Source organism: Ignavibacteria bacterium (assembly GCA_025612375.1).
GTDB lineage: Bacteria > Bacteroidota > Ignavibacteria > Ignavibacteriales > SURF-24 > JAAXKN01.
The window spans coordinates 199,306-223,058 of record JAAXKN010000004.1 but is presented as its reverse complement, the minus strand read 5'-3'; the positions used below and the strand labels follow the sequence as shown (position 1 = coordinate 223,058).

Genomic DNA, 23,753 nt, shown 5'->3' with positions numbered 1-23,753 from the left:
TACTATTATGGTTATCTCAAACCATCTGTCTCTCACAAACTTTTCACGGCGCAACATATTCAAAAGCCCATCCGATCTAAAATCCCTATCTCATTATTGCTCATTTTCATTGTTCATTTACTTTCCTTCCAGTCAGGTCAGCTTCAACAAACATAATTCATCAAAACCATTCCCCTCGGAATATTGCTATCTTGTTTCCGCGATCAGAGCAGTCTGAGCAAAGTTGGTTATAATGAGAAAAGATTTCTTTAGAATAATGCAAATTTTAGCTAAATTCATATGTACTGAGTTTTATATTGAGATAAGGGAAATAAAAGTCTTATTTTTATAATAAACCTTTTTATTACTATGATTAATCTTATACCTATTGTAACCGGATTATTAATTATACTTGCAAAAGAATAAATCCTGGACTACTACGATTATTTTAATCGGGAATATCGAAGACAGCTTATTAGGAAAATCTGGTCAGCAAGATTAATGATAGCAGGCGGAATTTCAATAGCGATAGGAGTTATAAACTTCTTCCGAACATACTAGGGGCACTATCCAAAACAGGCACAGCATAAATCCAATACTTTATCTTTTATTAAAAGGGCTTCTCATGAAAGTTTTAATTCTTGGCGCAAGCGGTGCAACCGGCCAGCAGGTTGTTTCTCAATTAATTAAAAAAGGGATAAGCCTAAGGATTGTCACCAGGAAGAATGCAGCTATTCCGGAAGAAATAAGTAATAATATGCTTGTCGAACATATTACCGGGAATATTGCCGAATTCAACATGATGGAAAATAAAGCTCTTATTAATGAATGTGATGCTGTTGTATGCTGTCTGGGCCACAATATTACTTTCAAAGGTATATTTGGAGAACCCCGTCAGTTAGTTTATCAGTCGCTAAAAAATATTTCTGAGGCAATTCTTCAGGGTTCCTCAAGGAAGATAAAAATAGTCTTAATGAATACGGTGGCTTGTATTAATAAAGATATAAATGAAAAAAGATCAATATCGGAAAGAATTATCCTTTCACTGCTGACTGTATTATTGCCGCCGCAGAGAGATAATGTAAGGGCTGCAGATTACTTAGCAAGAGCTGTAGGAAAGGATAATGAAAAGATAGAATGGGCAGTTGTCCGGCCTGATTCGTTAATTGATAAAGATGTTGTAAGTCCGTACGAAGTATTTGAATCAATAAAAAGAAACCCCATATTCAATCCCGGAAAGACCAGCCGGATTAATGTTGGCCATTTTATGGCAGATTTGATAACCAACAATGAATTATGGCAAAAATGGAAAAACAAGATGCCGGTTGTTTACAATAAATAATTGCCGTATCAAAGGAGAGATCCTAAAAGTTGGAAATAAACCTAATTCGAAGGGAGCTGAATAAATACATCCTTAAGTCTTCAGCTGATCTTGAAGTACAACCATGCAAGACTTAAGACTTTACAGAAGATAATCCATTCGAAAAAAGAAATCCTTTCAACAGGAAAGAAACTGGTTTAATATTTTCAAAAACCTCTTGGTCACAATTTGGTCACTGACATTTTAAATAGGGAGAAAGCAGTCGGATTTCAAAGGATTTTTGCACATCCGGAGATTCCCTGTCTCTCCGCAACCAAATAGTAACCTCGGATTTAGCGTTTTTAAGCTGTTTTCGAGGTTTTCTATTTTTATGAAGGTCTGCCTAGACGGCTGTTGATGCGCAAATACTTTAATGGACTATAACAAAATTAACGAAGAAGAAAACCTTTTCATTAACTGCTCCTCTGAAATTAAGATTTGATTAAAATGAAATTCCTATTGTCAATGCGAAAGGAGGATATTTATCCAGATCATATTCATGGCCAGAGGCTCCTGCCTTGATTCCAATAGTATGATGCGGCAAGAAAAACATTCTTGGAGTAAAACTCAGATAAGTATTTTCTCCCAAATTGAATTCCAAGGAGCCAGCCAATGATACCATCGGGGCAGGAGTAAATAAATCAAAATATACGCCTAATGACGACTGAGGGGTAATATAAAAGTATTTAGTTACAGGAAACTTGTACTTCAGGCTTACATCCATATAAGGAGAGAAATGAGCTCCGATAGAAGGGGTGATATAAAAGCCGTAATTATCAAGAAGGCTGAAGTTATACCCTATACTTCCCAGGAATAAATGTCTAAGCGGTTCAACTCCAGCATTAAATTCAATGTTATTTCGGAATATCGGTGTTCCATTTTGCGGGGAGGGGCTCTTCATCTCATATTGAGCTAAACAGATAACCGAAGATAAAATTAAGATAACAACAATCAGTTTTTTCATGATTTACCTTAGTTTATTGGTAATGTCTTTATCTTTGTGTAAAAAATAAAAGAAGGAGGTGCCGCTCCAGTTTATTAAATTTGAAGTGCAAAACAAAAAATTTAGTAAAAAAGGAGACAGCACCATGAGCACAAAGTTAAATGCATCCAGTCAGAAAAACAAATTATTTGAGGAAATGTTAAAGATGGAAGAAGGAGGAGGTGACCTCTTCCGGGAGTCCTTTAAGCGAGGAATGGAAAAGCTCCTTCAGGAAAGCCTTGAAGGAGAGGTGACGGACTTCCTGGGGCGCAGCTGGTATGAGCACAACGGTTCAGAGGGAAGAAGAAAAGGCTACCGCAACGGCTACTATGACAGGCAGGTAAAGACAAGCGAGGGCCTCCTGGAACTTAGACAGCCCAGAGTAAGGGACACCGATGAAGAGTTCAGGAGCAGGATCTTAGAAAGGCTGGATAGCCTGGAGGACAATCTAAAGTACCTATCCCGTGAGATGTACATAAGGGGCATGTCCACGCGTGACATAGAGGATACCTTTAGAGATGATAGCGGAGAGGCACTTCTGTCCAAGAGCTCCGTAAGCCGCCTAAACTCTGAAATGACAAGGGAATATGAGGAATTTACCTGCCGTGACCTGTCGGAACTTGACGTGGTCTACCTCTTTATTGACGGGGTTTATGAGGCTGTTCGCAGGTTTACGGGTAATAGGGCACTCCTCTGTGCCTGGGGCATATGCTCTGACGGGACAAAGCGCTTAATCCACGTAGCAGCTGTTGAAAGTGAGAGTAAGGCATCCTGGGAGGTGTTCTTTCTGGATATGACAAGCCGTGGTCTCAGGCATCCGCTTCTTGTTGTAAGTGACGGGGGTAAAGGGGCAGGTTCGGCCATAGTAAAAAGCTTCCCCAAGGCTGACCGCCAGAGGTGCCTGGCACATAAGATGAGGAACATTGCATCCAAGCTCCCAAGGGACCGCCAGACGGAAGTCATCTCTAAAGTAAAGGGGATCTATTATGCCACAGATTACGAGGCTGCAAAGACCATGGCATCTGACTTCATTGACAAGAATATTGACAACTACCCCTCTGCTGTCAAGTGCTTCAGTGAGGACCTGGAGGCATGCCTTGTCAATCTCAAGTATCCCTTAGGCCACAGGAAGTTCATTCGCACTACGAACCTCCTGGAAAGGGCATTTGAGGAGGAGAAAAGAAGGACCAAGGTGTTTCCCCAGCATGCAAGTGAGAAGGCCCTTACGGGTCTGGTCTTCTCAGTTCTCTACAGGGCATCACAGAACTGGAAGAGAATTGGGATGAGGGATGATGAACTGAAAATACTGAAGAACATCAGAAAACTGATGACGAATGAAGAATCAACCGGGGACTATATTTCATATAGATTGGCAGCGTAGGCCTCCTTTGAAAAAAATATTTTTACACAATAAAAAAGACTTGACCCCTGACATCGATCGTTATATAGTTAATGACTATTATATCATATTCTGATTTATTATTTCCAGGTTAAAGTATTTAAATATTTTGTCTGGAATTTTGCTAAATTCGCATGGATTTAGTTTTGAACAGGAACAAGTCATTGGCGGAATATTCTAATAGGGAAAAAGTAAATAGTACAATAAAAGAAAAACACAGGAGGAACTCTTAAATGCCAGAGGTTAAAACCGATAGAGCAATTATCCATTATATTGAAAAGGGAACAGGTGGAGTAACTTTACTTTTTATTCATGGCTGGGGAATTAACAGCAGCTACTGGAATGATCAGTTAGAATATTTTTCTAAGGATTATAGGGTAATTGCAATTGATCTCCCGGGCTTTGGAAAATCAAAGTCGGATAGAAATCAGTGGACAAGACAGAACTATGGGCAGGATATAATTGATTTCATTGATAAGCTTAGCCTAAAGAATGTTATACTTATCGGCCATTCAATGAGCGGCGACGTGATACTGGAAGCCGCACTTAAAAACCACAATGAGATTAAAGGAATAATTGGAATTGATAATTTCAAGATGCTTGACGTTGCCTTTACACCCGAACAGATTGAAGAGATAACCTCAATGTCAAAGGCAATTGTAAATGATTACAAGAATTCGGTTCCTTTTTTTGCGGAAACCTTGTTCCATCCTGAAACTCCTGCTGATGTAAGAAAAAGGGTAACAGATGATTTTGTTAATTCGGATGAGAAGGTTGCTTTGGCAACTTTGTTCGATATGATGGAATATTTTAAGATCTTGAACGAAAGAGTATCCAAACTTAATTATAAGCTGCATCTTGTCAATAGTGACTTTGGACCCACCAATACTCAGGGTCTTGAGAAGTACTGCCCGAAATCATTTGACGTAAGCTACATTCATGCAACCGGGCATTACCCGATGATAGAAAAGCCTGAGGAGTTTAATAAAATACTGGAAATGGTAATTAAAAAGTAAAGAAATAACAACAGGGGGAATATATATTCCCCCCGTTTATTTGAGTTAAGAAGTTACTGAGGTACGCTGCTGCCATAACTTAGCATCCACTGAATTCCAAACCTGTCAGTGGTCATTCCAAAATAAGCGCCCCAAAAGGCTTTCTCAGGCTTAACTTGTGCTTTGCCGCCTGAAGAGAGGAGGTCAAAAAGTCTGTTTACTTCCTGTTCACTATCCAAATAGAGAACTATAGAAAAATTGTTTCCTACAGTTAATTTTTGGCCCATTGATTCCAAAGTATCAGTTGCCATTAGCAAATAACCATTAAGGATCGGCAGTGCAATATGCATAATTTTATCCCGGTCCTTTTCTGCAATTTTACCGGCTTCCGGTGTATCCCTAAAGCGCTGCAGGGACATAAAATCACCGCCAAAGACCGATTTATAAAAGTTAAACGCCTCTTCCGTATTGCCCTTAAAATTCAGATATATACTTACCGATGACATTTTTGTTCCTTTCATTAGTAAATGAGAGCTTTGTTACTGCTTAAATATAACAGCAAAAAGGATATTATAAAGGGAATAATTTCGACAAATATAAATAAACGTGCCTGATATATATTCGGATTAATAAGTTTCTTCAACACCTCCCTATTCTCTTCCGCCTGGGTGACCGGTAGAATGTTACGCAGATTTTTGTTTAATTATTTCTATAATACCTGTTCTTAATATGAGGAATGATATATGAGCAAATTAAAAGTATTGTGCTTTGGAGTTTCTGTTGATGGATTTGGAGCTGGAGCCGGTCAGAGTCTGGAAAACCCTATGGGGAATAATGGAATGGCGCTGCACGAATGGTTTTTTCCCACCAATACTTTCCAGAAGATGCACGGCCAAATGCAGAATGGAGATAAAACTGAAGGGATTTTGGGGATAGATGATGACTTTGCTGATAAAGGTTTCCATAATATTGGTGCCTGGATTATGGGACGAAATATGTTTACGCCGGAAAGAGGTCCATGGAAAGATTTCTCATGGAAGGGATGGTGGGGAGAAAATCCTCCTTACCACACTTCCGTTTATGTTTTGACACACTATGCAAGGCCCCCTATTGAAATGGCAGGTGGAACTACTTTTTATTTTGTTACCGATGGAATAGAAACTGCCCTGGAAATGGCAAAAGAAAAAGCTGGCGGGAAAGATATTCGTCTGGGCGGAGGTGTTGAAACTGTTAAACAGTATCTGAAGGCAAAACTGTTGGATGAAATGCATATAGCCATAGCACCAGTTCTTTTGAACTCAGGTGAGAACTTATTTACAAACGTTAATTTAAACGAGCTTGGCTACAAGTGTGTAGAGTTTACTCCCTCAAAAAAAGCTTTACATCTGGTTTTCAAAAAATATATTTAGTCTCAAATGTGGGCAAGGCTTTGTAATATGCCTGCAACATAAGCTGGGTTCGAATAATTTAGGACCTTCGGATCCCGAAGTAACTCCATGGGGACTGTTTCTCCGCATCTAAAAAGAAAAGCCCGAAGTCGTCTGATTTTGGGCTTTTTCATTTTATTACGACCTAAAATGGATGTGAATTCCCAAACATTGCTCTGATCTTTTCAATATCCAGTTCATGAAAATCTTTGATTACAAGATCAACATTCTTCAGTTCCGAAGGATCGTGTGTAGTTGCCACTCCTACCACTTTCATTCCTGCATTTTTTGCTGCCTGAATTCCTGATAAGGAATCTTCAAATACTACACATTGTGAAGGTTCATAATTAATTGCATCGGCTGAAGCCAAATATATTTCGGGATCAGGTTTACCTTTTGTAACCTGAGTATCATCAATTGTATTTGCAAAATACTCACGGATGCTCAGTTTTTCCGTAATATATTCAACATTAATAGGCGGGGCTGATGTGGCAATAGCGGCAGTAATGTTGTTTTGTTTCAGAAGTTTAAGAAAATCAATAAGTCCTGGAGTTGCTTTAATAAAAGGAGCATATTCTTCTCTGTATGTTGCATTGATTTCCTTCGCATACTCTTTTATTTCAGATTCTGTTATATCTTTGAAAAGTATCTTGAGAATATCTTTTCCGGTTCGTCCGAACACTATCTCCTTAAACTCATTATTCGAAAGATTAATCCCCCTTTTTTTAAGAAATATTTTCCATGCTTTTTCATGATACAAAGCATTGTCAATAATAACTCCATCCATATCAAAAATGGCTGCAAAATTTTTATCGTTCATAAATTAATAGTATTCCCTGTTTTAATTTCTGATTTCTCCGATCCATGAAAGTAAACAAAAAATTCATATAATGCCAAATATCCTGAGCGGTAAAACTAAATCATCTTTCCCACACTTCTCTTAATTGATATAATTTGCATTGGGGAAATGGGGAAAAACTGTGTCTAAAATATGCGTGCTTTTGCTGAACCCGCATGGACAAGGTTTTGGGTAAGGACAGCTTCTTAAATAATCCTTGAGAAAAGCCATAGAGGTTATTTCTTTGAATCGCATTTATCAGGTTTTGAAAAGTGACAGATTTTCCTTTTGCCTTTTGGTTTAAGGCTTTTTAACTTTGGACTATTAATCTTCATACATTTTCAAACTATCCCTCCAGAGGATGCGAAATGGGAGCTCTTAAGACCCTGCATGTAACGACCGCCAAGGAATGGCGGGCCTGGCTAAAGAAAAATCACCTAAAGGAAAATGTTATCTGGTTAGTCTTTTATAAACAGAGCGCCAATAAACCCATTCTGCCCCTGGAAGATGCTGTAGGTGAGGCACTGTGCTATGGATGGATAGATAGTATAATTAAGAAGCTGGATGAAGAGCGTTATGCCAGGAAGTTTACGCCGAGAACAAATACAAATAATTGGTCCGAAGTAAATAAAGCTAGAGTAAGAAAGCTTATCAAAGAAGGCAGGATGACTGAGTTCGGCCTTTCAAAGGTTACGTTTCCACTTGAGGAAAGTTCTGAAAACAAAACGCCCCCGCAGAAGAAGAAAGTTTTGGATATTCCGCCTCTTGTTGAAAAGGTCTTAAGGGCAGATGCCCTTGCATGGAAGAACTTCAGCAGTCTTGCCCCCTCTTACCGCAGACTCTACGTATTGTGGATAACAAGCGCAAAGAAGGAGGAGACTCAGGCAAAAAGGGCTGCAGAAGCTCTTGAGCTTTTGAGGCAGAATAAAAAGCTCGGGTCAAAGTAGCAAGCATGAAATGCTGTGCTTAATCCGGCTTTGAAAAGGGAATATCAAAAATGCGCACCAGTTCTGAAATTATCCTCAGGGTTTAATTGTGCAGTAGAAAGTATAACTATCAAAAAAAGGGTCCGCACTTTTAAGGTATTTAAATCCGGATGAAGCGAATTCACCAACCTGAGGAAAAACTCTACCGCTAAAGACATTGCCGCTTCCCCATTTATCAATATGGACTAATACCTGTTTAATTGTATCTCTCATGGTATATGGTTCAGTTGGGAAAAAATCGGGATAAAGTATTTGGACAGCTGAAATAAGTTCAGGCAGTTTGCCCGGACCGTTATCGTGGAACAGGAATTTAAATTCCCCATAGGATTCGCTGGCAGGATATATTTGTGTAAGATAAATTGTATCGTTGCTTTTTTTACCGCTCCACCCGTATTGCCGAGAATATGCTTTAGGATAATAAAAAGATTCCCCTTCTGAAACAGGATCTAAAGGATTCCATGTTATTGTCACGGGTGAAATGCTTGCTTCAGTCTCTACCTTCAAGACTCCTTCAACCTGGTAAACAGAATCTTTAGATTGCATCTCGATCCGGACTTTCCAATCTTCTGGTGCATTTGGAATGTATGGTACAAAAGTATATATAGTGTTTCCCACAATACTGTCAGCCATATTCCAGCAGCCGTTGAAAAATATCTGTTCATCGGGCTTAAAATTTATGTTGCCGTCTTGTATAGATATCTTGATTTTTTGCCCTACTCTGACTCTCTGTGGTTCAAAGCTTATTCCGGACTGAGTTAAACTGCTTTCAACAATATTATCGTTCTTTTTGCACGAAGGAATAATAATAGTGCAACTAATAAGGAATATGAAGAGTATTGTTCGCATGACATAACCTTTATTTATGTCATGAATATAAGAATTTTTCAAAAGAATATAAACTTTTAATAATAATCTTACTCAAAAGGGCAAGAAAATAATAATTCATAATTGTTCGAAATTTCACTATTTTCGCATTGACAAGGTTTTAACCAGGCGCATGTGTTGTTTCTCTGAAAATTATCCTCAATAACAATTATATATCGATGCTTAATATGAAAACTTTTGTCTTATGTTTTTTTCTGAGTGCATTTGCACTCAATACTTATTCGCAGGAATGCGGCGATTGCTCCCGGCCCAGAATCGCACTTTATGATTTCGAGATGAAAGTAGAGAGGCCGCAGGCTGATTCTCTAATTCCTGACTGGATGGAGCTGTTCTGGGCTGGCATCAGGGCCAGGTATTGTGTAAGGCAAAATGAACCGAACTCAGGCTGTATCACCTGGTTAAGCGGCGCGATGATCAATGCCTCAACGCTGCAGAACGGGACACTTAAATACGGCCTTACTTATACCAATCTTCCTCCTGCCGGCGAACTGGACTGCGACTATATCCTCTCCGGCTATGTCAGTCGCGCCGGAAGCAGCTATGAAGCTGTACTTACACTAGAGACCGGTACTTCCAGGGAACTGGTTAAATCTACTTCAGTTCAGTTTGAAAGTACTATTGGAGAACCTTGGAAGGCGGGAGAGAAACTCGCAGCACAGTTCGGGTCCATACTGGAAGTAATAAGGCAGTTCGAGATATACAAAAGAGACACTGATAACTCGGTTGCTATAAAAAGCCTGTACAGAAGAGGTCAGCCGGAGGAGGTACAAGTAACACCTTCACGCCAGAAGGTCAATGCCGGCGATACAGTTGATGTAGAGATAAAACTGATCGATTGCGATGGTGTGCCGCTGAAGGGCAGGAAACTCCATCTGAAAGAATTTACAGAAGACGGGGAAGAATATTCCGGACCTCAGAATGGTAAGTTTACTGAAGATGAGGTCACTACGGATGAACAAGGGACGGCAAAGACGCGGTTTGTACCGTTTCAGCCCGGACTTGCGGTAATGTATGTAAATTTCCCGCATAAAAAGCCGACTGGAGCAAAGGACCTTTTTACAGGAACGGCCTATCTCAATGTGCCGCCGGAAACGTGTGAAATGGATGCAGTGTGGAATTTCAGCACCACTTCAAGGGGAGACACTTCGTGGACAAATACTTTCGATACCGGTACCATTTCTTTCAATTCAAATACTTCTGAAAATACCACGGCTTCATTCAAATTAAAGATTCTCCTGGAAAGGGAATACAGTGTCCAGCAGCTGAAGATATATAACAAAGTGCTTTCTGTAACGCCATCAGGAACATACAGCCGCAAAAGGGATTTCTTCAAGGATTTCAGTGTAACTGCTGGTGGAACTACCGGAAAGACGATAGATATAGAAAATGAAAGTGTAAAAGGCCGGATCAGCAGGCCGGGCATTAAGGCCGATGTTACATACCCATACCAGTCAGACGGCATTCCTGAGGTTTATGTGTCTTCCGATATCTCCAGAAAAGGCGCCAGCAATACGAGGAATTTTTCTACTGAGACCGGATGGTCCAATGATTCTTATAGCATCAATGACTCGTCGGATGGCTTCTTTATGAATTTCAACAGGACAAATCTGGAGGACAAGACAGTAAAGCGTACGGGTGATACGTGTACGTATGAATACAATATTTCGAATGAATATGCGCAGGATACAAAATTAGATTATCACGGACATACTCTCTACACCAGGGAGAGCGAAGATTGGTATATCTCTGTAAAGCCGTATGGCGATGCTACGGATGTTGAAAAAGAAGAGCAGAAGAACGTACCTGCGGTATTTGCCTTACAGCAGAACTATCCCAACCCATTTAACCCGTCCACAGTGATCGGTTATTATCTTCCGTCCGATGCGGACGTTTCGCTTACCATTTATGACGTGCTTGGCAGGCAGGTGAGAACGCTGATAAATCAGCATCAGTCTGCCGGGAAACATGCTGTCAAGTGGGACGGATCAAATGAGTCAGGGCGCAATGTCTCGGGAGGGATATATTATTACAGGCTCAGAGGTATTTCTGCTTCAGCAAGGGAACCGTTTGATATGACGTATAAGATGATTTACATGAAATAGTATCAAACGGTACCCAAAGGAATAAATAAGTACAAAACTAAGAGTCAGCCGGTATAAGTTATATACCGACTGACTTGTTGTCACTATTTGGTCACCGATTTTCTAGATATTTCAAAAACAGGCTAAATTCAAAAATTTTTGAGAGGCATGGATATTCCCTGTCTCAGCAGGGTTTAAGAGCCTGAATTTAATGACTCAAGATGGCCAATTTTCGCTGTCTTGAGGCTTTTTTATTTGGATCTGCTAAACGGTTTACATGCCATTTCCACCGTAATTCACTTCTATTTAGCTGCAGACAAATTTAATCCTATCATTTTGGCAAAGGAAGTAATTGCCAGTTTACTCATGTTTTCAAAATAATTTTTATCAAATTTATCTAATCTATCACTGCTTGTGTGATAATATTTATTAAAGTTATACACCGGATCCTGAGCATAAAATTTGATCTTTTCATTAATTGCAACTGTAGCAAATCCTTTAGAATGGAAGAATTCATCATCTGATGCAGCCGGAGAATCACTTGTTATTAAATTTATTCCATATCCATACTGGTTATTTACGTCCTTGATGATATTGGTATACTGCAATGAACCATATTCGTGTGGTTCATATAAAGCAGCCAATCTGCTGTTGTTGATATCATATCCTATCATATCGGCATTCAGTAAACATTTAATCTTCATTTTAGCCGTAAATGCTGAGTCAGCAAAATACTGGCTTCCCTGGCCTCTTTCCTCTTCATCCCACAGGGCATAAATAACAGAGTACTTCGGCCTGAGTTTGGAAATAAGACGCGCTGCCTCGAGGACTACTGAACATCCGCTTGCATTGTCGTCGGCTCCCGAAGCAAGTGCACTATCCGGGCAGCAGTCGTAATGACCACAGATAATGAAATAATTTTCCTTGTCTTCCCCCTGCTGAATGGCAAGTATATTCCGTCCGGAGGAGCTGTATTTCTGGTCTAAAATATTAAGGCCCAAACTCTTAAATCTGGATTTCAGATATTCAGCCGCCATATTATTGCCTTCGAAATACTGGCTGCGTGTTGATATGGTATAATTACTCCCAAGAATAGTAACGCTTTTTTCGCCGCTTAATTCGGAGACAGTTCTAATCAAAGAGTCAATTGAAATGCCGGCCGGATTAAAAGGTTCAGAGGGAAGAGTGGCAACAGGTTCTGTGTTGTTACTTTTGCTACAGGAAAAAAACAATAAAGATAGAATGATCGATGAAAACAGGACAAGTTTTTTCATAACACCACCTGTTTATTAATTCAAGGAAAATTGATTTTAACTTAAAATAATTTTCTCACAACTGCAAGTGATGCAGGAAGCGACAAATTGCGCTGTCTACGACTTATCAGTTTTTTGATAATCTATCAGATTTCTGAGTGTATAAATGGAGATTGCATGAATATTGCGCCTTAAATTAAAGCCCCTTCAAATAATTTAGTTTGGCGTGGTTTTTGTTTTTATTAATTTGGATTGTGAATCTGTTGTATTCATGTGCTTTCTTTGGCTGTTATGTTTCTTGCCTTTCAATAATTTCTGGAAATATTCTAATTATTACTGAACCGGAGACATTATGAAATCAATCAGGTACCCGTCCCTGATTTTTGTATCTATCATAATTGCATTTTACGGCTGCAATAAAGGTACTGAACCCGTCGAAAATAACTCCAGGATCAACAGTCAAGTAAAACCAGTGGAGGACGATGTCGTAAGGTTTGCAGATACAACAATTACACAGCATTCGCCATCTTATTCTGTTTTATACTCATCACTTGATTTAATTGGAGTTGATCTATACTCTATTAAATATACTTATCCTGAAGAAGCCAGGTGTGAATTTGTAATATCCCAAAACGATTCGTTTACTGTAGAAATTAAAGGCTGCAAAAAAGATAAGACATGGCTGGTGGACCTTGGTGATATCAAATTCAGCAGTAATGACTCCTGGATTAACTCTGAAGTTCAGCTTATCAGTAGTGAAAAATCTCTCAATCCCGACAGCACTGTAAATAACCGTTTTACATTTAAGGCGTTAAAAAGCAGCAAAGGCTACGTATATTTTATTGAAACGGACCAGGCAGGTGCTGCATCATCAAATGATTCTCATGGATTGGTAATTGGCTATGACATTAATCCATTGGATAAAGTTTCTACACAAATCTATAGCAGTATATGGGAATACAATGCTGAAGGGAGTTCCTTCAGTACAGTGCGTTTACGGATCAAAGGGACCACAAATGCCTATAGATTAAGAGGAATGACATATGGGGACGGCCTGGCAATGGCTATGGAGATTCCAATCGAAAACAATAATTTTGACATTGAAATACCGGTTGCATTTAGCCACGTTAAAGATGTTACCTTAACAACAAGCACTGAACTAATAGTCTATGGAACAATAGGTTTACCTAGAATTATCAAGCTGATTAATCCCAAATCATCCCAATAATAAAATCAATAATATTTTAAGGCGCATTAAGATGAAAGCATTTAAAATGAAAACCCGTTTCTATTGTTTAAGCATTTTTCTAGCTTCATTTTCTTTTTTGTCTTTTACAGGCTGCAGTGATAGTTCAACCGAGGCGAATGACTCCATTCCGGTTAAACCGGTTGTCAAAGTTTCCAATATGAATTATAGCCAGGATAGTTTCAATGACTTCTTTCCCGACACCGTTTCTTTGAAGAATATTGCCAGCGCCTATTCGGGCAATAATTATTCGGAGGAAGTAAAAAAAGCATTGAATGATTACATGAGACAGCAGGCAAGTATATTGGGCGAAGATTCAAAAACTTTTGACAGGATAATTTCCCTTAGCGGAAGCAGCCTTACGGGGGAGTATGTACTGCCGACCTATGCTGAAAGGGCAAAGTATAATGGGCAGGATGCCTGGATTTTTCAGATCACCTATGGCCTGGGGAGTCCCACTTTAGGGCATTTTAAGTGTTTTGTGTTTGGATTGGAGAAATTAGATACTCTGCATTATGTATCGTGCAAGTAAAGAGAACAGAAGTATAGAAAACTTTATAATAATGAGGAATTTGGTTAAATTTCCACGGGTAGGATTATAAGAACTGGCAGAATCTCCATCAAGACAACCAATTTGGGAGAAAAATGAAAAGTAAAAAAGTTGAAAACTATCTTCAAAAGATAATACTTATTTTTATAGCAATTATTCCTCTTCTCTATTTCAACCAAATTGAAAATGTGCCACTAAAGGCTTTTGTTTTAGGAGCCGGATCCTGGGGCATTGGATGTATTTTCAAACTCCTGGCCTATCAAATTATTTTATCTCCTTTGCACAAAACGAATAAGTCTTTGCTTTCCATTTCACTGTTAAATGGCTTACTATCCGGCATTGTTGAACTGCTTGCCGCATATGTTATCATTTTGCTAATGAAAGATAAATTTGCTTTTGACTTTAATGCAATAATCAGTTTCGGCCTCGCAATCGGCTCATTTGAAATATTTATTGCAGTTAAAGCTAATGCCAACAAGATTATGAAGGGAACTGCACTGGAAGCACAATTTGAAAAGATGATTGAATTTCTGGATAATACGCAGGGTATTAGAAGTTACTTCTATAATGTTATCTTACCAGTAGTCGAAAGAATAGCATGTACTTTTATACATATTTCCACAAGAGGTTTAGTCTTTATTACTGTTATCACAGGCAGTAACATACCGATTTTTATTGCTCTGGCGGTTTTTGTAATTGCAGATGGATGTCTTGGTTATTATTACCATATTTCAGGCAAACTGGCAACCAGTAAAGGGTATATTCAGGTAAATTTATATTTGCTTATCTTATCAGTTATTAATACTGTTACCTTTTTTATAATGATAAATCCATATAGAAACTTCATTTTATAAAACTGCTGTCCTTAATCAGTAGTCCATCCCTGACACGGACTTAAGTTCTAATATCTTTTACTTTCCAAATTTGACGTCATTTATGCCTCAATCATTTCCGATTCTTCAGTTATAGTTATTTATTAAATAACCGGCTAATGTAAGGAAAAGATTGCTTTAGAATAATACAAAATTTAACTAAATTCGCACAGGCGTGATTTGGGATAAGGACAGCTGTTAATATAATCAGCCTGAGGATAATTATAGCAATAATTCACCCAACAGCCCCACGTATCTGTGAGAGACGGATTTCGAAAATATTTAACCCTGCGTACAGGAGGAATGATTATGGAAAAATATAAGATATTTGAGATGGAATTTGCGAATTTATATCCACTATACATTGGGAAAGCCGAACGCAAAAATCGCACAAAAGAAGAGGTTGATCAGATCATCTGCTGGCTGACTGGTTATGACCCTGCCGGATTACAGCATCAAATAGAACAGGGAAATGATTTAGAAACTTTTTTTGCGCAGGCACCAGCCATAAATCCAAATAGTTCACTTATCAAAGGTGCAGTATGTGGTGTTCGTGTAGAAGAAGTTGAAGATCCATTAATGCAAAAAATACGCTATTTGGACAAACTCATTGATGAACTCGCAAAAGGAAAAGCAATAGATAAAATTCTTCGTAAGTGAACCTATATTATTTAGCTAATAATCGTAGAAATTTAACAAGTATAAAACCTCTCACCGTGAAGAAAGCTTTAGAATAATGCTAAAATTAAGTAAATTCGCATGGACAGGTTTTGAAAAGGGATAAAGGAAGAAAAGTATGGATTATAAGACTGTAAGCGGTACAATAAACATAGCAACGGGGCTTCTTCTGGGCTTAGTTTGGCTAGGCATTGCAGCCTTTCTTCTGCTGAAGAAAAGGAAGAGTCTGGTGCATGTGCTGTTCTTCACAATATTCTACATCTATATCTATAAGGTTTTTGACTACACCCTGTTTCAATTTCAATCCCTGCTTCTTCTAAAGCATTTTGTGCCTGGCCTGATGCTTAATGGGCTGAGCGCTGAAAAAAGCGTAAATCTTATTCCGCTCGCCACGCTCAGGCTGGAGGACGTTAAGACCTCTCTTCTCAACGTTCTGCTTATGATACCGTTCGGTTTCGGGCTGCCGTTTATTACCAGTTTCAGCATGAAAAGAGTAGTCGCTGCTGGTGCGCTCTTTAGCATCGTTATCGAACTTTTGCAGCTGATAACGGGATTTATGGCAAATACGACATTCCGTGTAGCCGACATCAATGACGTGATATTCAATACGGCCGGTGTGGCAATAGGCAGCATGATCTTTGTCGCATTCGTGCGCTTGTATCGCCAGGCATCCCGCAATTGGGCGATGAAAGAAATTCCGGTCCTAAGGTATATCGCCGAGCGGCCTCAGGTTGATAAATAATAAACTATAAACACTAAAACCCGCAAATTCAAATAACCACACATGAAAAGAAGCTTAATAATTTTTCTTCAGATTGGGATTTTTCTCATCGGCATCGGCGCTCTTGCTCTAATGCTTTGGGAACCCCACCTTGAAGGCAGAAACGCGCATGCCACACTCCTTCAAATATATTTCAACGATCCTTTTCTGGCATATGCATACATCGCATCCATTTTCTTTTTTGCAGTGCTCTATCAGGCATTCAGGCTCTTGGGATTTATAGGGCGGGATGAACTCATTTCAGCACGTTCCGTGAAAGCGCTGCGGACCATAAAATATTGCGGATTGTCTCTTGTCGGTTTTCTTTTGGGGGCTGAAGCCTATATATTCATAGTTCAGAGAGGCCGGGAGGATGACATTATGGGCGGTGTTGCAATCGGTCTTTTTCTGATATTTGTCTCCGCCGCAGTGGTTATTGCCGCAGCCGTGTTTGAAAGACTTTTAAAAGGCGCCGTGGATGCAAAATCCGGCAACGACTTAACAGTTTAAGGACAAACCAGTTATAAGTCCGCCTTTTCGAGTATTAGGAATAAAATGAATTAAAAACTAATTCCTTATTCCGATATTGAGCAGATCCTGCTATAATGTATATAATAATCAGAAGGTTGTTTAGTTCCATATTTTCACCTGAAAGAGGTGTAAAATTTGCTTATATGGAACTAGAACAACCTTCCTTTTTATATTCAAACCGTAATTTTATCTATTATTTTCATTTAGTTTCTTAACAGCAGCAAACTTTGCGGCTGCTAATGTCTCACGGTTTACCTTCTCTGTGATCCTTCCGCGTGTAATATCTTCAATATTCAGATATCCGCTTATTATGAGTATTTGAAGAACCATGTTGTTTACAATAGTATCCTTCGAATATCCTTCTGCAATGTAGAGGTTTGCTGTATCCTCATAGAACTCTTCTGCAAACTCCGGATTGCTCGGCAGGCTCATCAGCTGTTCATAGGTTTCGCTTACCGAATTCAGTTCAGCATTAATGTTCGGCGTTACTAAGAGCGGACTGAACTGTTTTTCCGGGCTTTCCTGCTTAAATCCTTTTATTCCCGAAAGGTCAACTTCTTTTTTCAGATCGTCTATCCTTACAAAGCGTGCCTTCCGCATCTGTTCAAGCTGGAAGAGCATGAAGTTATAGCGGCAGACCTCACTGTTATGCTTGTGTCCTTCAAAAATGTGGCTGTATTTTTCATAGACAAGCTGATGAACATAATTCTTGTTCTTATTGATATCGTTTCTGAATATCCTAACTTCATGTATCATGTTCTTCATATCTTCAGCCGCGACCTGGGGACCTGTAATCTCCTTGCCTTTTCTTCCAAGATCAGTTGAAAGTATTCCAAGCCTAATGTGTCTTCCCCGTCCGTTGCCTTCCTTGCCGCCTTTGAGAATATTGATCAGGTGTTTTCTTGACTCCATCTGTCCCTCTTCTGCAACAAAAGGCTGTCCTGCAGGAGTTGAAGCAAGTGAGTTGAAAATGCTGTTGAACATATCCTTGTCTATAATAAAATCGCATTTCCCGTCTGAATTACCGTTTCCATTGCCAGTTCCGTTTACCGGGACACCGGAGACCAATTCAGCAGATGAAATGAATTTATTCTTTATAATGTCAAAGTTCACCTTTGCGATCTTATATGAATTATTCTTTTGTTTGAATGTCTTGCCGGCAAATATTTTATTCACCACATCTTCAATGTCTATCTTGTCTATCATCTTATATGAAGCGCAGAGATAATATTTATTGGAGTGCTCGTCTTTTTCCCAGTCCAGCACGTCATCAATATAATTGCCATGCCTGTCCATCACATCCACAATATTTTTATCACCCGTGTAGCGGAGAAGTGTTCTCTGCAGGTGCGGATTATCAGAACTTGTGGCTTTTTCTTTTCTTTCTCCGTGCGAGTCTCTGTAGAGCAGGAAGTTCTCAGGATTTTCATATCTTGTAATTCCGGCTTCAGCGCGCGCATAGTTGCTTGCAGTAAGCATGATATCTATCTTAAAGGGCATTGTAATATCACACAGGCCGCTTATTGTGCTTCTTGAGTTCAGGTCTTCAACGTTGCTGTCGGCGGCTTTTGCAAAAAGTGAATAATAGTACTTAATGAAATCCGGGTCAAAGTCAGTTACCCTTGAAAAGTCGCCTTCTTCGGTACCAATTCCGTAAAGGTCGCCCTTTTCATCGGGGAAAATATAGAACATATCGCCGGCAATCATTTTAATGGAACGAATTCCCTGCAGATCTTTTTTAAGCCACTTAAGCATCATTGCCGCAAGCATTTCAGATTTTCCCACGCCGCTGTCACCATCTACCTGTACCACAAACAGGCTTCCGTCTTCTTCCTCAACTGCAAACAATGAACCGTGTACAGGAATACCTCCCATCTCTTTTACTTTCTCATTCATCATTGTAAGCCACGGCTTCTTGATATCGCCGAAGTAATCTACTTCTTTCTTAAGCGGAGTTACCATTGTCTTTATGTTTCCGTTCGGACCTTTAAGATCGAAATAGCCTATCTGAGGGAATGCCATTACTTTCTCCGGTGCGCCGTAGAATAGTATTACATCAGGCATAAAGTTCTTTACGTCTTCAAGCGTAACCTCATCAGCCTGTATAAGGCGGAAGTTGTCCGTCAGATATTTTAAATAGCTCTTCTGAAATACATAGAGTACTTTAACCAGTCCGTGCGTAATTATCTTGCAGCGGTAGTCATTCTCATCCATGTTCTCAATGAACTTCTCCATTCTGCGTCCAAAGAATACAGATGCCGGCTTAATATCCATGCTCTTTATATATTCATGCGGCTCCGAAAAGTCACGGCCATCGTGTCCGTTCTCAGGCCTGTCTGCTTTATGGAAAGGATATATTCTTTTCTTTGCATCGGTTGCAATTCTTGTATGCGCCTGCACCGGCTGCTCAAGCCCGATCACCCCGCACTTCGACATTACTTTGGCAACCCATTCAAGACCACCTTCAAGCTGCGACTCTATCTTAAAGTCCTTGTGCAGTGTTATTCCATGCTGTATCATTTCATTAATGCTGGAATTCTGCTTCAGGAACATGGTCTCTGCGAATTTAATCAGAGTATGATTATACCTGTTATAATATTCTGTGGCCTTTGTTTTGTTCATCAGCTCAATAAAGAACAGTGCAGCGTCGCGCACTTCTTCGTGCAGCTTTTCCTGCGTAACCTTATTATCCTTCAGAGTCAGAATACTCCCTGTGATTTCCTTAAGCTCATCTTTCAGTATGCCATAAACAAAATCTTCAGTAAACAGTTTTACTTCAGCGTCGTCTTTTTCAGAAAGTTTATTATTCAAGGCATCGACCTTTGCTTTCAGCTGTAACTCAAACCGGTTTTCTTTCTTAAGCAGAAATAGTCTCAATATTTTCTCTTCCACCTGAGGAGATTCCCTAAGAACAAACTCTTTCAATGTGTCGCGTACAAATCCGTCAAGCTTTGTCTTAAAGTTTTCCGGCCAGCTGAGTGAAGCGATTTGTGAGGCAAAACTTTCCAGGTAAGTAGCCAGTCCAAATTCTGCGGGCTGCTTTCCCGTAATTTCCTCAAATTTTTCCGCTGTTGCCTTAATAATCTCTTTAACCGAGGGTTCAGTTCCCACCTGCTCAAAGGGAAGGTTAAAATGCAGCAGCAGCTCCTCAATATATTTTCTTAAGATCCTGTTAATTCCTTCCAGCTTTGCCTTGTCGCCTGCCGGATCGCCCGATGCATTTAATGCGAGTATCTTAACCTTTGAATCAGAAAATAATATTCTTTCCATCTCAATTAAGATTTCTTTCATTATATTCTTTTCATCCGGATCATCAAGCACATAGCTGTTCGGCTGAAAATCAACTTTATTGTTGATGTATTTAATTATAGTGGCTTTTCCGAATCTTGAAACAACACTATTATAATCCAGGTTCTTCAGGAGTGGAATTGTCTTATATATCTGCGGCAGAAGGTTCTCATAAATCTTTGTAAATGCCCTGCTGCTTATAAAGCTCTTCAGATCCGTGCAGCTTCCTATATTCTCATAGAATTCAAATACAGAGTTCTTTGATCCCCTGATTGTGTTGATGGTGACACCCGAATCTTTAGGAAATGAATGGTAGAGCGTCATAATGTCGCTGATCGTAAGGCTGCTTTTGGGTGCCTTGTTCAGGTTTTTAATGACATTATAGTCTTCGAGCACCTTGTCTACAAAATCCATATCTGACGTTGTTTTGAATATTTTCTTCAGCACCTCATCAGTTGACTTCTCTTTATTTGCAGGATCTGATTTTTCATTGTAGAAAAGCTTCCAGTATTTTAAGACGATCCGGATCGAGTTCTCAATTTCTTTTACAAATATTTCATAACTCTGCTCACTGCCGTCCAGATAATCGCCCAGAGAGAATCTCAAGAAGCCCGTCTGATAAGGAATTACAGCAATGCCTCTTTGTGACGCCAGCTTCTTTGTGAATTTCTCAAGATCCTGGTATGAGAAGAAATCCTTCAGCAGTATATTAAAAAGATAAGAGCCGTCGGATTCAAGCACTTCGCAGTAGCTTTCAGCATCCTCCTGATGTATGACATCATTTGCCGTATTCTTTATAAGCTCCAATCTCTTATTGCATTCCTGACGGAAAAGCTTATTGACCCTGAATTTATTTATTTCCTTTACTATATGATCCTGATAATACTTGTAGAAAGGCTCGCCCTTGTATTTAAAGTCATCGGGCAGGCCGAGTACATCGAGCTTATTCAGGGATGCAAGCTCTTCAAGCAGAAATATGTGTAATGGACTTCCTTCAAAGGGTGAAAATCTCTTAATAGAATGATTTTTCTTTTCCTCTGATTTCCTTTCCTGGTAGCTCACTAACTCATCGATTATATAATTTTCTATCAAAGTCTTAATTTTATATCTGGAAGCATCCTTAGGGAGTTCACTTTCCATGCGGTCTTTTATCTTCTTTGAAAGCTGCGCTGCCTCAATAGTGTTTACAAGCATGTATAGCGAGTTTGTATTTCCCTTTTCAATTCCATTCTGCTTCTTGGCAAAGTTTATAAGGTCCTTCCTTGCAGGTGTTGCAATAAGAGATCCAAGCCTGTTGCCGGTAGCCCCCAGGTTCTTTGTCGTTGAAAGTGACGAGACGATGCTGATATTGGGGAGCGAACTGATGTTATTCATTATATAACGTGAAATTGTTCTCCATTTCGGTTCATCCGGATCATCTATCTTTATTGCATCACTGTATGCCTCGTCTAAAAGGAGCGTAATTTTATTGTTGTTTAGAAACTTCAGGAATTTAATTAGTGAAACATTATTAAAATCAGTGTGGCCCGATGGATTAGAAGGGTCATTGATAATGATCGTAAGATTTTCACAGAACCTGTCCCAGAGGTTTCCCGTGTCGTCAAAAAGCTGGAATGTATTTTTCATCCTGTTCAGGCGGTGATAAAGCCTTTCGAAATCTATCCTGTTATCCTCAGTGAGTCCAACCTCAAGATCAAAGGGATTAATATCGAACCTGTCTACAGGGAAAAGATCCTTGTATTCCCATGAAGCCTCGGCGTTAAACAAAATATAAGGTTTAAGCACAGAGTGGAATAATATATCGCGGATGATCATCTGCACGTCATCTGCAATGGAAGTAATATCGAGGTTAGCCAGGTTGCTTATAAATTCCTTTATAATCTGCTGTTCTTCAGGCGACTTTTTCTGATAAGCATCATTTATTCCGATATCAATAAGGAAATTTGTAAAGCGGCCTTTATTATTGGACTCGTTCTCAACCTTTGTAATATATTCTTTATACTTTTCCAGGAACAGGTTGATACCGAAATTCTTGTGATAATGATTCTTCAGTGTCCTCTGGAAATTAGTCGGAATAATATCAATGATCGTTTTGCACTTCTGTACAATCAGGGGGTCAACTGCCTTAAGAGTTCTGTTAAGCAGGTATTCCCCGTAAGTGCGCAGCTGGCTTCTGCCGCCGCCTTCAACTATGGTTGCAATATTCACCTGCTCTATATTGGAATAGAAGTAGGCTTTTGTGCGTGTCTCAAATTCGTGTATAAGTTCCTTGTTCTGCTTCTGAAGCTTTTTGGGATCCTTGCAGTTCTGAATGAGTACTATATAGTCGTGCAGTTTTGTAATTGCATACTTATCTCTTATGATCTGCTTTGCATAGTCATTAAACTTAAATAAAGTAATGTCTTTTTTAAGATTTCCTGTTTCGCCTAACTGTTCCTTCTTAAATTCATTAAGCTCTTCTTCATAATCGGCAATTTTTCTTTCAGCGCATTTTCTGAATTTTTCGAGGTTTTCATCGTTGACCTTATCGATGATAAGCCGCAGATTAAGCTGAGTATTTGCAAGTGAACCCAGTTTCTTTGTATGAACTTTATTCAGTGTATTTATAATCTTGTTATGGAAACAGAATACGAGTGAAGTGTTCGTACTGCGCGATTCCGGTGAATCATCCACAATAATGATGCGTGTAAGATAAGGGAACCATCTTATGTTGTTAAACACATTTGTACGCATGTATTTAGCTTTTACGACAAAGATGTTTGTCATATCGTTCTTTATCTCTTCGTATAAAGATGCTGCATCTGTAAACTCTATTATCCTTACATCATTTGCATTAAAGACCTCGGATGATAAGAGCTCAATTACAGTATTTGCGCCGCCGCCAACAACCGTGCGTATAAAACCATTTAAGCCCTTGAAGTTTACAGTCAGTTCTGTCCTTGAAAGGAAATCCTTTTTCTCTGCATTTGTTGTATAGTGGGTACTCTGAATTATCATCTGTTCAAGCACATCCATAAAGTAATTCCACTGTGCTTCTTCAATGTCGCCATTTACCCCAATAACATCCCTGAACTTGCGCAGTTCACGCACATCATCGCCCAGGGTAAGCTTATACATCTGATCAATAAGGCGCTGTGTAACCGGCGGAGTGCCTATTGATGAGTCGTGAGTTTTCAGGACATTTGATGACTGTGCTTTTGTCTTATCATCTACCAGTTCGGTATCAATGAGTGACGTCAGTTTTTCGGCGAACTTCTGTTTCTGTGTGCGGTACTGAAAGGCCTTTGAATCCTCATGCGGGAATAGCATAAGTGAGACATCTGTGTAGCCGGGGATCAGTTCCTTCAGCTCCAAAATATATTTATCTATTTCGGTTCGCTGTCTGGCCGGATCGTCCGGTTCCTCGCAGCAGAGTTCAACGAAGTTTTTTAAGTTATCAACAATATGTTTAGGCAGGAAATTCTCTGCCCTTTCGCCCAGCGAAGAATAAAGGTTAATAAAATCCTTGGCATCTTGTTGTAAATTAGCTATAGGTTTTCCCGGTAACTGCATAATTTTTTCTTTATTTATTTAATACTACTCTGTTTTTAAGTTTTTTTCTGGTTTATGCCGGTAATTCTTATGATTCCCGGGGATTTACTTT

The 23,753-nt window shown here is 39.4% G+C and carries 18 protein-coding genes; 12 read left to right on the top strand and 6 right to left on the bottom strand.

Annotated features, from left to right (window positions below):
• Window positions 1-604 precede the first annotated feature (604 nt).
• Entirely contained in the window at window positions 605-1,321 is a 717-nt protein-coding gene (locus HF312_05080; GenBank protein ID MCU7519568.1) for an SDR family oxidoreductase, read from the top strand.
• A gap of 460 nt (window positions 1,322-1,781) precedes the next feature.
• Here HF312_05080 and HF312_05075 read toward each other — a convergent pair whose 3' ends face one another.
• Entirely contained in the window at window positions 1,782-2,303 is a 522-nt protein-coding gene (locus HF312_05075) for a hypothetical protein (GenBank protein ID MCU7519567.1), read from the bottom strand.
• Window positions 2,304-2,427: 124 nt separating this feature from the next.
• Between HF312_05075 and HF312_05070 the strand changes: the two genes are divergently transcribed.
• Both HF312_05070 and HF312_05065 read left to right on the top strand, forming a co-directional pair.
• Window positions 2,428-3,702 (top strand): IS256 family transposase, encoded by a 1,275-nt coding sequence (locus HF312_05070; GenBank protein MCU7519566.1) that lies wholly within the window; start codon window positions 2,428-2,430, stop codon window positions 3,700-3,702.
• A gap of 251 nt (window positions 3,703-3,953) precedes the next feature.
• A complete protein-coding gene (locus HF312_05065) occupies window positions 3,954-4,736 on the top strand; it encodes an alpha/beta hydrolase (protein MCU7519565.1) in 783 nt (260 codons plus the stop codon).
• Between the two features lie 53 nt (window positions 4,737-4,789).
• On the opposite strand, the gene HF312_05060 is transcribed toward HF312_05065, so the two are convergent.
• Complete coding sequence (locus HF312_05060; GenBank protein ID MCU7519564.1) at window positions 4,790-5,221, bottom strand: VOC family protein; 432 nt, start codon at window positions 5,219-5,221, stop codon at window positions 4,790-4,792.
• A gap of 237 nt (window positions 5,222-5,458) precedes the next feature.
• Here HF312_05060 and HF312_05055 point away from each other — a divergent pair, with 237 nt between their 5' ends.
• Window positions 5,459-6,124: a dihydrofolate reductase gene (locus HF312_05055; protein ID MCU7519563.1), complete on the top strand. Its 666-nt coding sequence runs from the start codon at window positions 5,459-5,461 to the stop codon at window positions 6,122-6,124.
• A gap of 163 nt (window positions 6,125-6,287) precedes the next feature.
• Here HF312_05055 and HF312_05050 read toward each other — a convergent pair whose 3' ends face one another.
• Entirely contained in the window at window positions 6,288-6,962 is a 675-nt protein-coding gene (locus HF312_05050) for an HAD family phosphatase (GenBank protein MCU7519562.1), read from the bottom strand.
• Window positions 6,963-7,348: 386 nt separating this feature from the next.
• On the opposite strand from HF312_05050, the gene HF312_05045 reads away from it, so the two are divergent.
• Window positions 7,349-7,927, top strand: coding sequence for a hypothetical protein (locus HF312_05045; protein ID MCU7519561.1), 579 nt, complete (start codon window positions 7,349-7,351; stop codon window positions 7,925-7,927).
• Window positions 7,928-8,002: 75 nt separating this feature from the next.
• On the opposite strand, the gene HF312_05040 is transcribed toward HF312_05045, so the two are convergent.
• Window positions 8,003-8,812: a hypothetical protein gene (locus HF312_05040; GenBank protein MCU7519560.1), complete on the bottom strand. Its 810-nt coding sequence runs from the start codon at window positions 8,810-8,812 to the stop codon at window positions 8,003-8,005.
• Between the two features lie 314 nt (window positions 8,813-9,126).
• On the opposite strand from HF312_05040, the gene HF312_05035 reads away from it, so the two are divergent.
• Complete coding sequence (locus HF312_05035) at window positions 9,127-10,953, top strand: T9SS type A sorting domain-containing protein (protein ID MCU7519559.1); 1,827 nt, start codon at window positions 9,127-9,129, stop codon at window positions 10,951-10,953.
• Window positions 10,954-11,234: 281 nt separating this feature from the next.
• On the opposite strand, the gene HF312_05030 is transcribed toward HF312_05035, so the two are convergent.
• Window positions 11,235-12,206, bottom strand: a complete 972-nt coding sequence (locus HF312_05030) for a Zn-dependent exopeptidase M28 (GenBank protein ID MCU7519558.1) — start codon at window positions 12,204-12,206, stop codon at window positions 11,235-11,237.
• 331 nt (window positions 12,207-12,537) lie between these two features.
• Between HF312_05030 and HF312_05025 the strand changes: the two genes are divergently transcribed.
• From HF312_05025 to HF312_05000, 6 genes are all read left to right on the top strand, one after another.
• Window positions 12,538-13,413: a hypothetical protein gene (locus tag HF312_05025; GenBank protein MCU7519557.1), complete on the top strand. Its 876-nt coding sequence runs from the start codon at window positions 12,538-12,540 to the stop codon at window positions 13,411-13,413.
• A 31-nt stretch (window positions 13,414-13,444) separates the two neighbouring features.
• Entirely contained in the window at window positions 13,445-13,963 is a 519-nt protein-coding gene (locus HF312_05020; protein MCU7519556.1) for a hypothetical protein, read from the top strand.
• Between the two features lie 113 nt (window positions 13,964-14,076).
• The gene (locus HF312_05015; protein ID MCU7519555.1) at window positions 14,077-14,835 is read left to right on the top strand and encodes a YhfC family intramembrane metalloprotease; all 759 of its coding nucleotides are present in this window, start codon (window positions 14,077-14,079) and stop codon (window positions 14,833-14,835) included.
• Window positions 14,836-15,162: 327 nt separating this feature from the next.
• Window positions 15,163-15,513 carry a DUF2200 domain-containing protein gene (locus tag HF312_05010; GenBank protein MCU7519554.1) on the top strand — a complete coding sequence of 117 codons (351 nt, stop codon included), beginning with the start codon at window positions 15,163-15,165 and terminating at the stop codon, window positions 15,511-15,513.
• Window positions 15,514-15,649: 136 nt separating this feature from the next.
• On the top strand, window positions 15,650-16,273 hold the full coding sequence (locus HF312_05005; protein MCU7519553.1) for a VanZ family protein: 624 nt from the start codon (window positions 15,650-15,652) through the stop codon (window positions 16,271-16,273).
• Between the two features lie 42 nt (window positions 16,274-16,315).
• Window positions 16,316-16,801: a DUF2975 domain-containing protein gene (locus tag HF312_05000; GenBank protein MCU7519552.1), complete on the top strand. Its 486-nt coding sequence runs from the start codon at window positions 16,316-16,318 to the stop codon at window positions 16,799-16,801.
• A 207-nt stretch (window positions 16,802-17,008) separates the two neighbouring features.
• Here the strand turns inward: HF312_05000 and HF312_04995 are convergent, their stop codons facing one another.
• On the bottom strand, window positions 17,009-23,662 hold the full coding sequence (locus HF312_04995) for an aminotransferase class I/II-fold pyridoxal phosphate-dependent enzyme (GenBank protein MCU7519551.1): 6,654 nt from the start codon (window positions 23,660-23,662) through the stop codon (window positions 17,009-17,011).
• Window positions 23,663-23,753 lie beyond the last annotated feature (91 nt).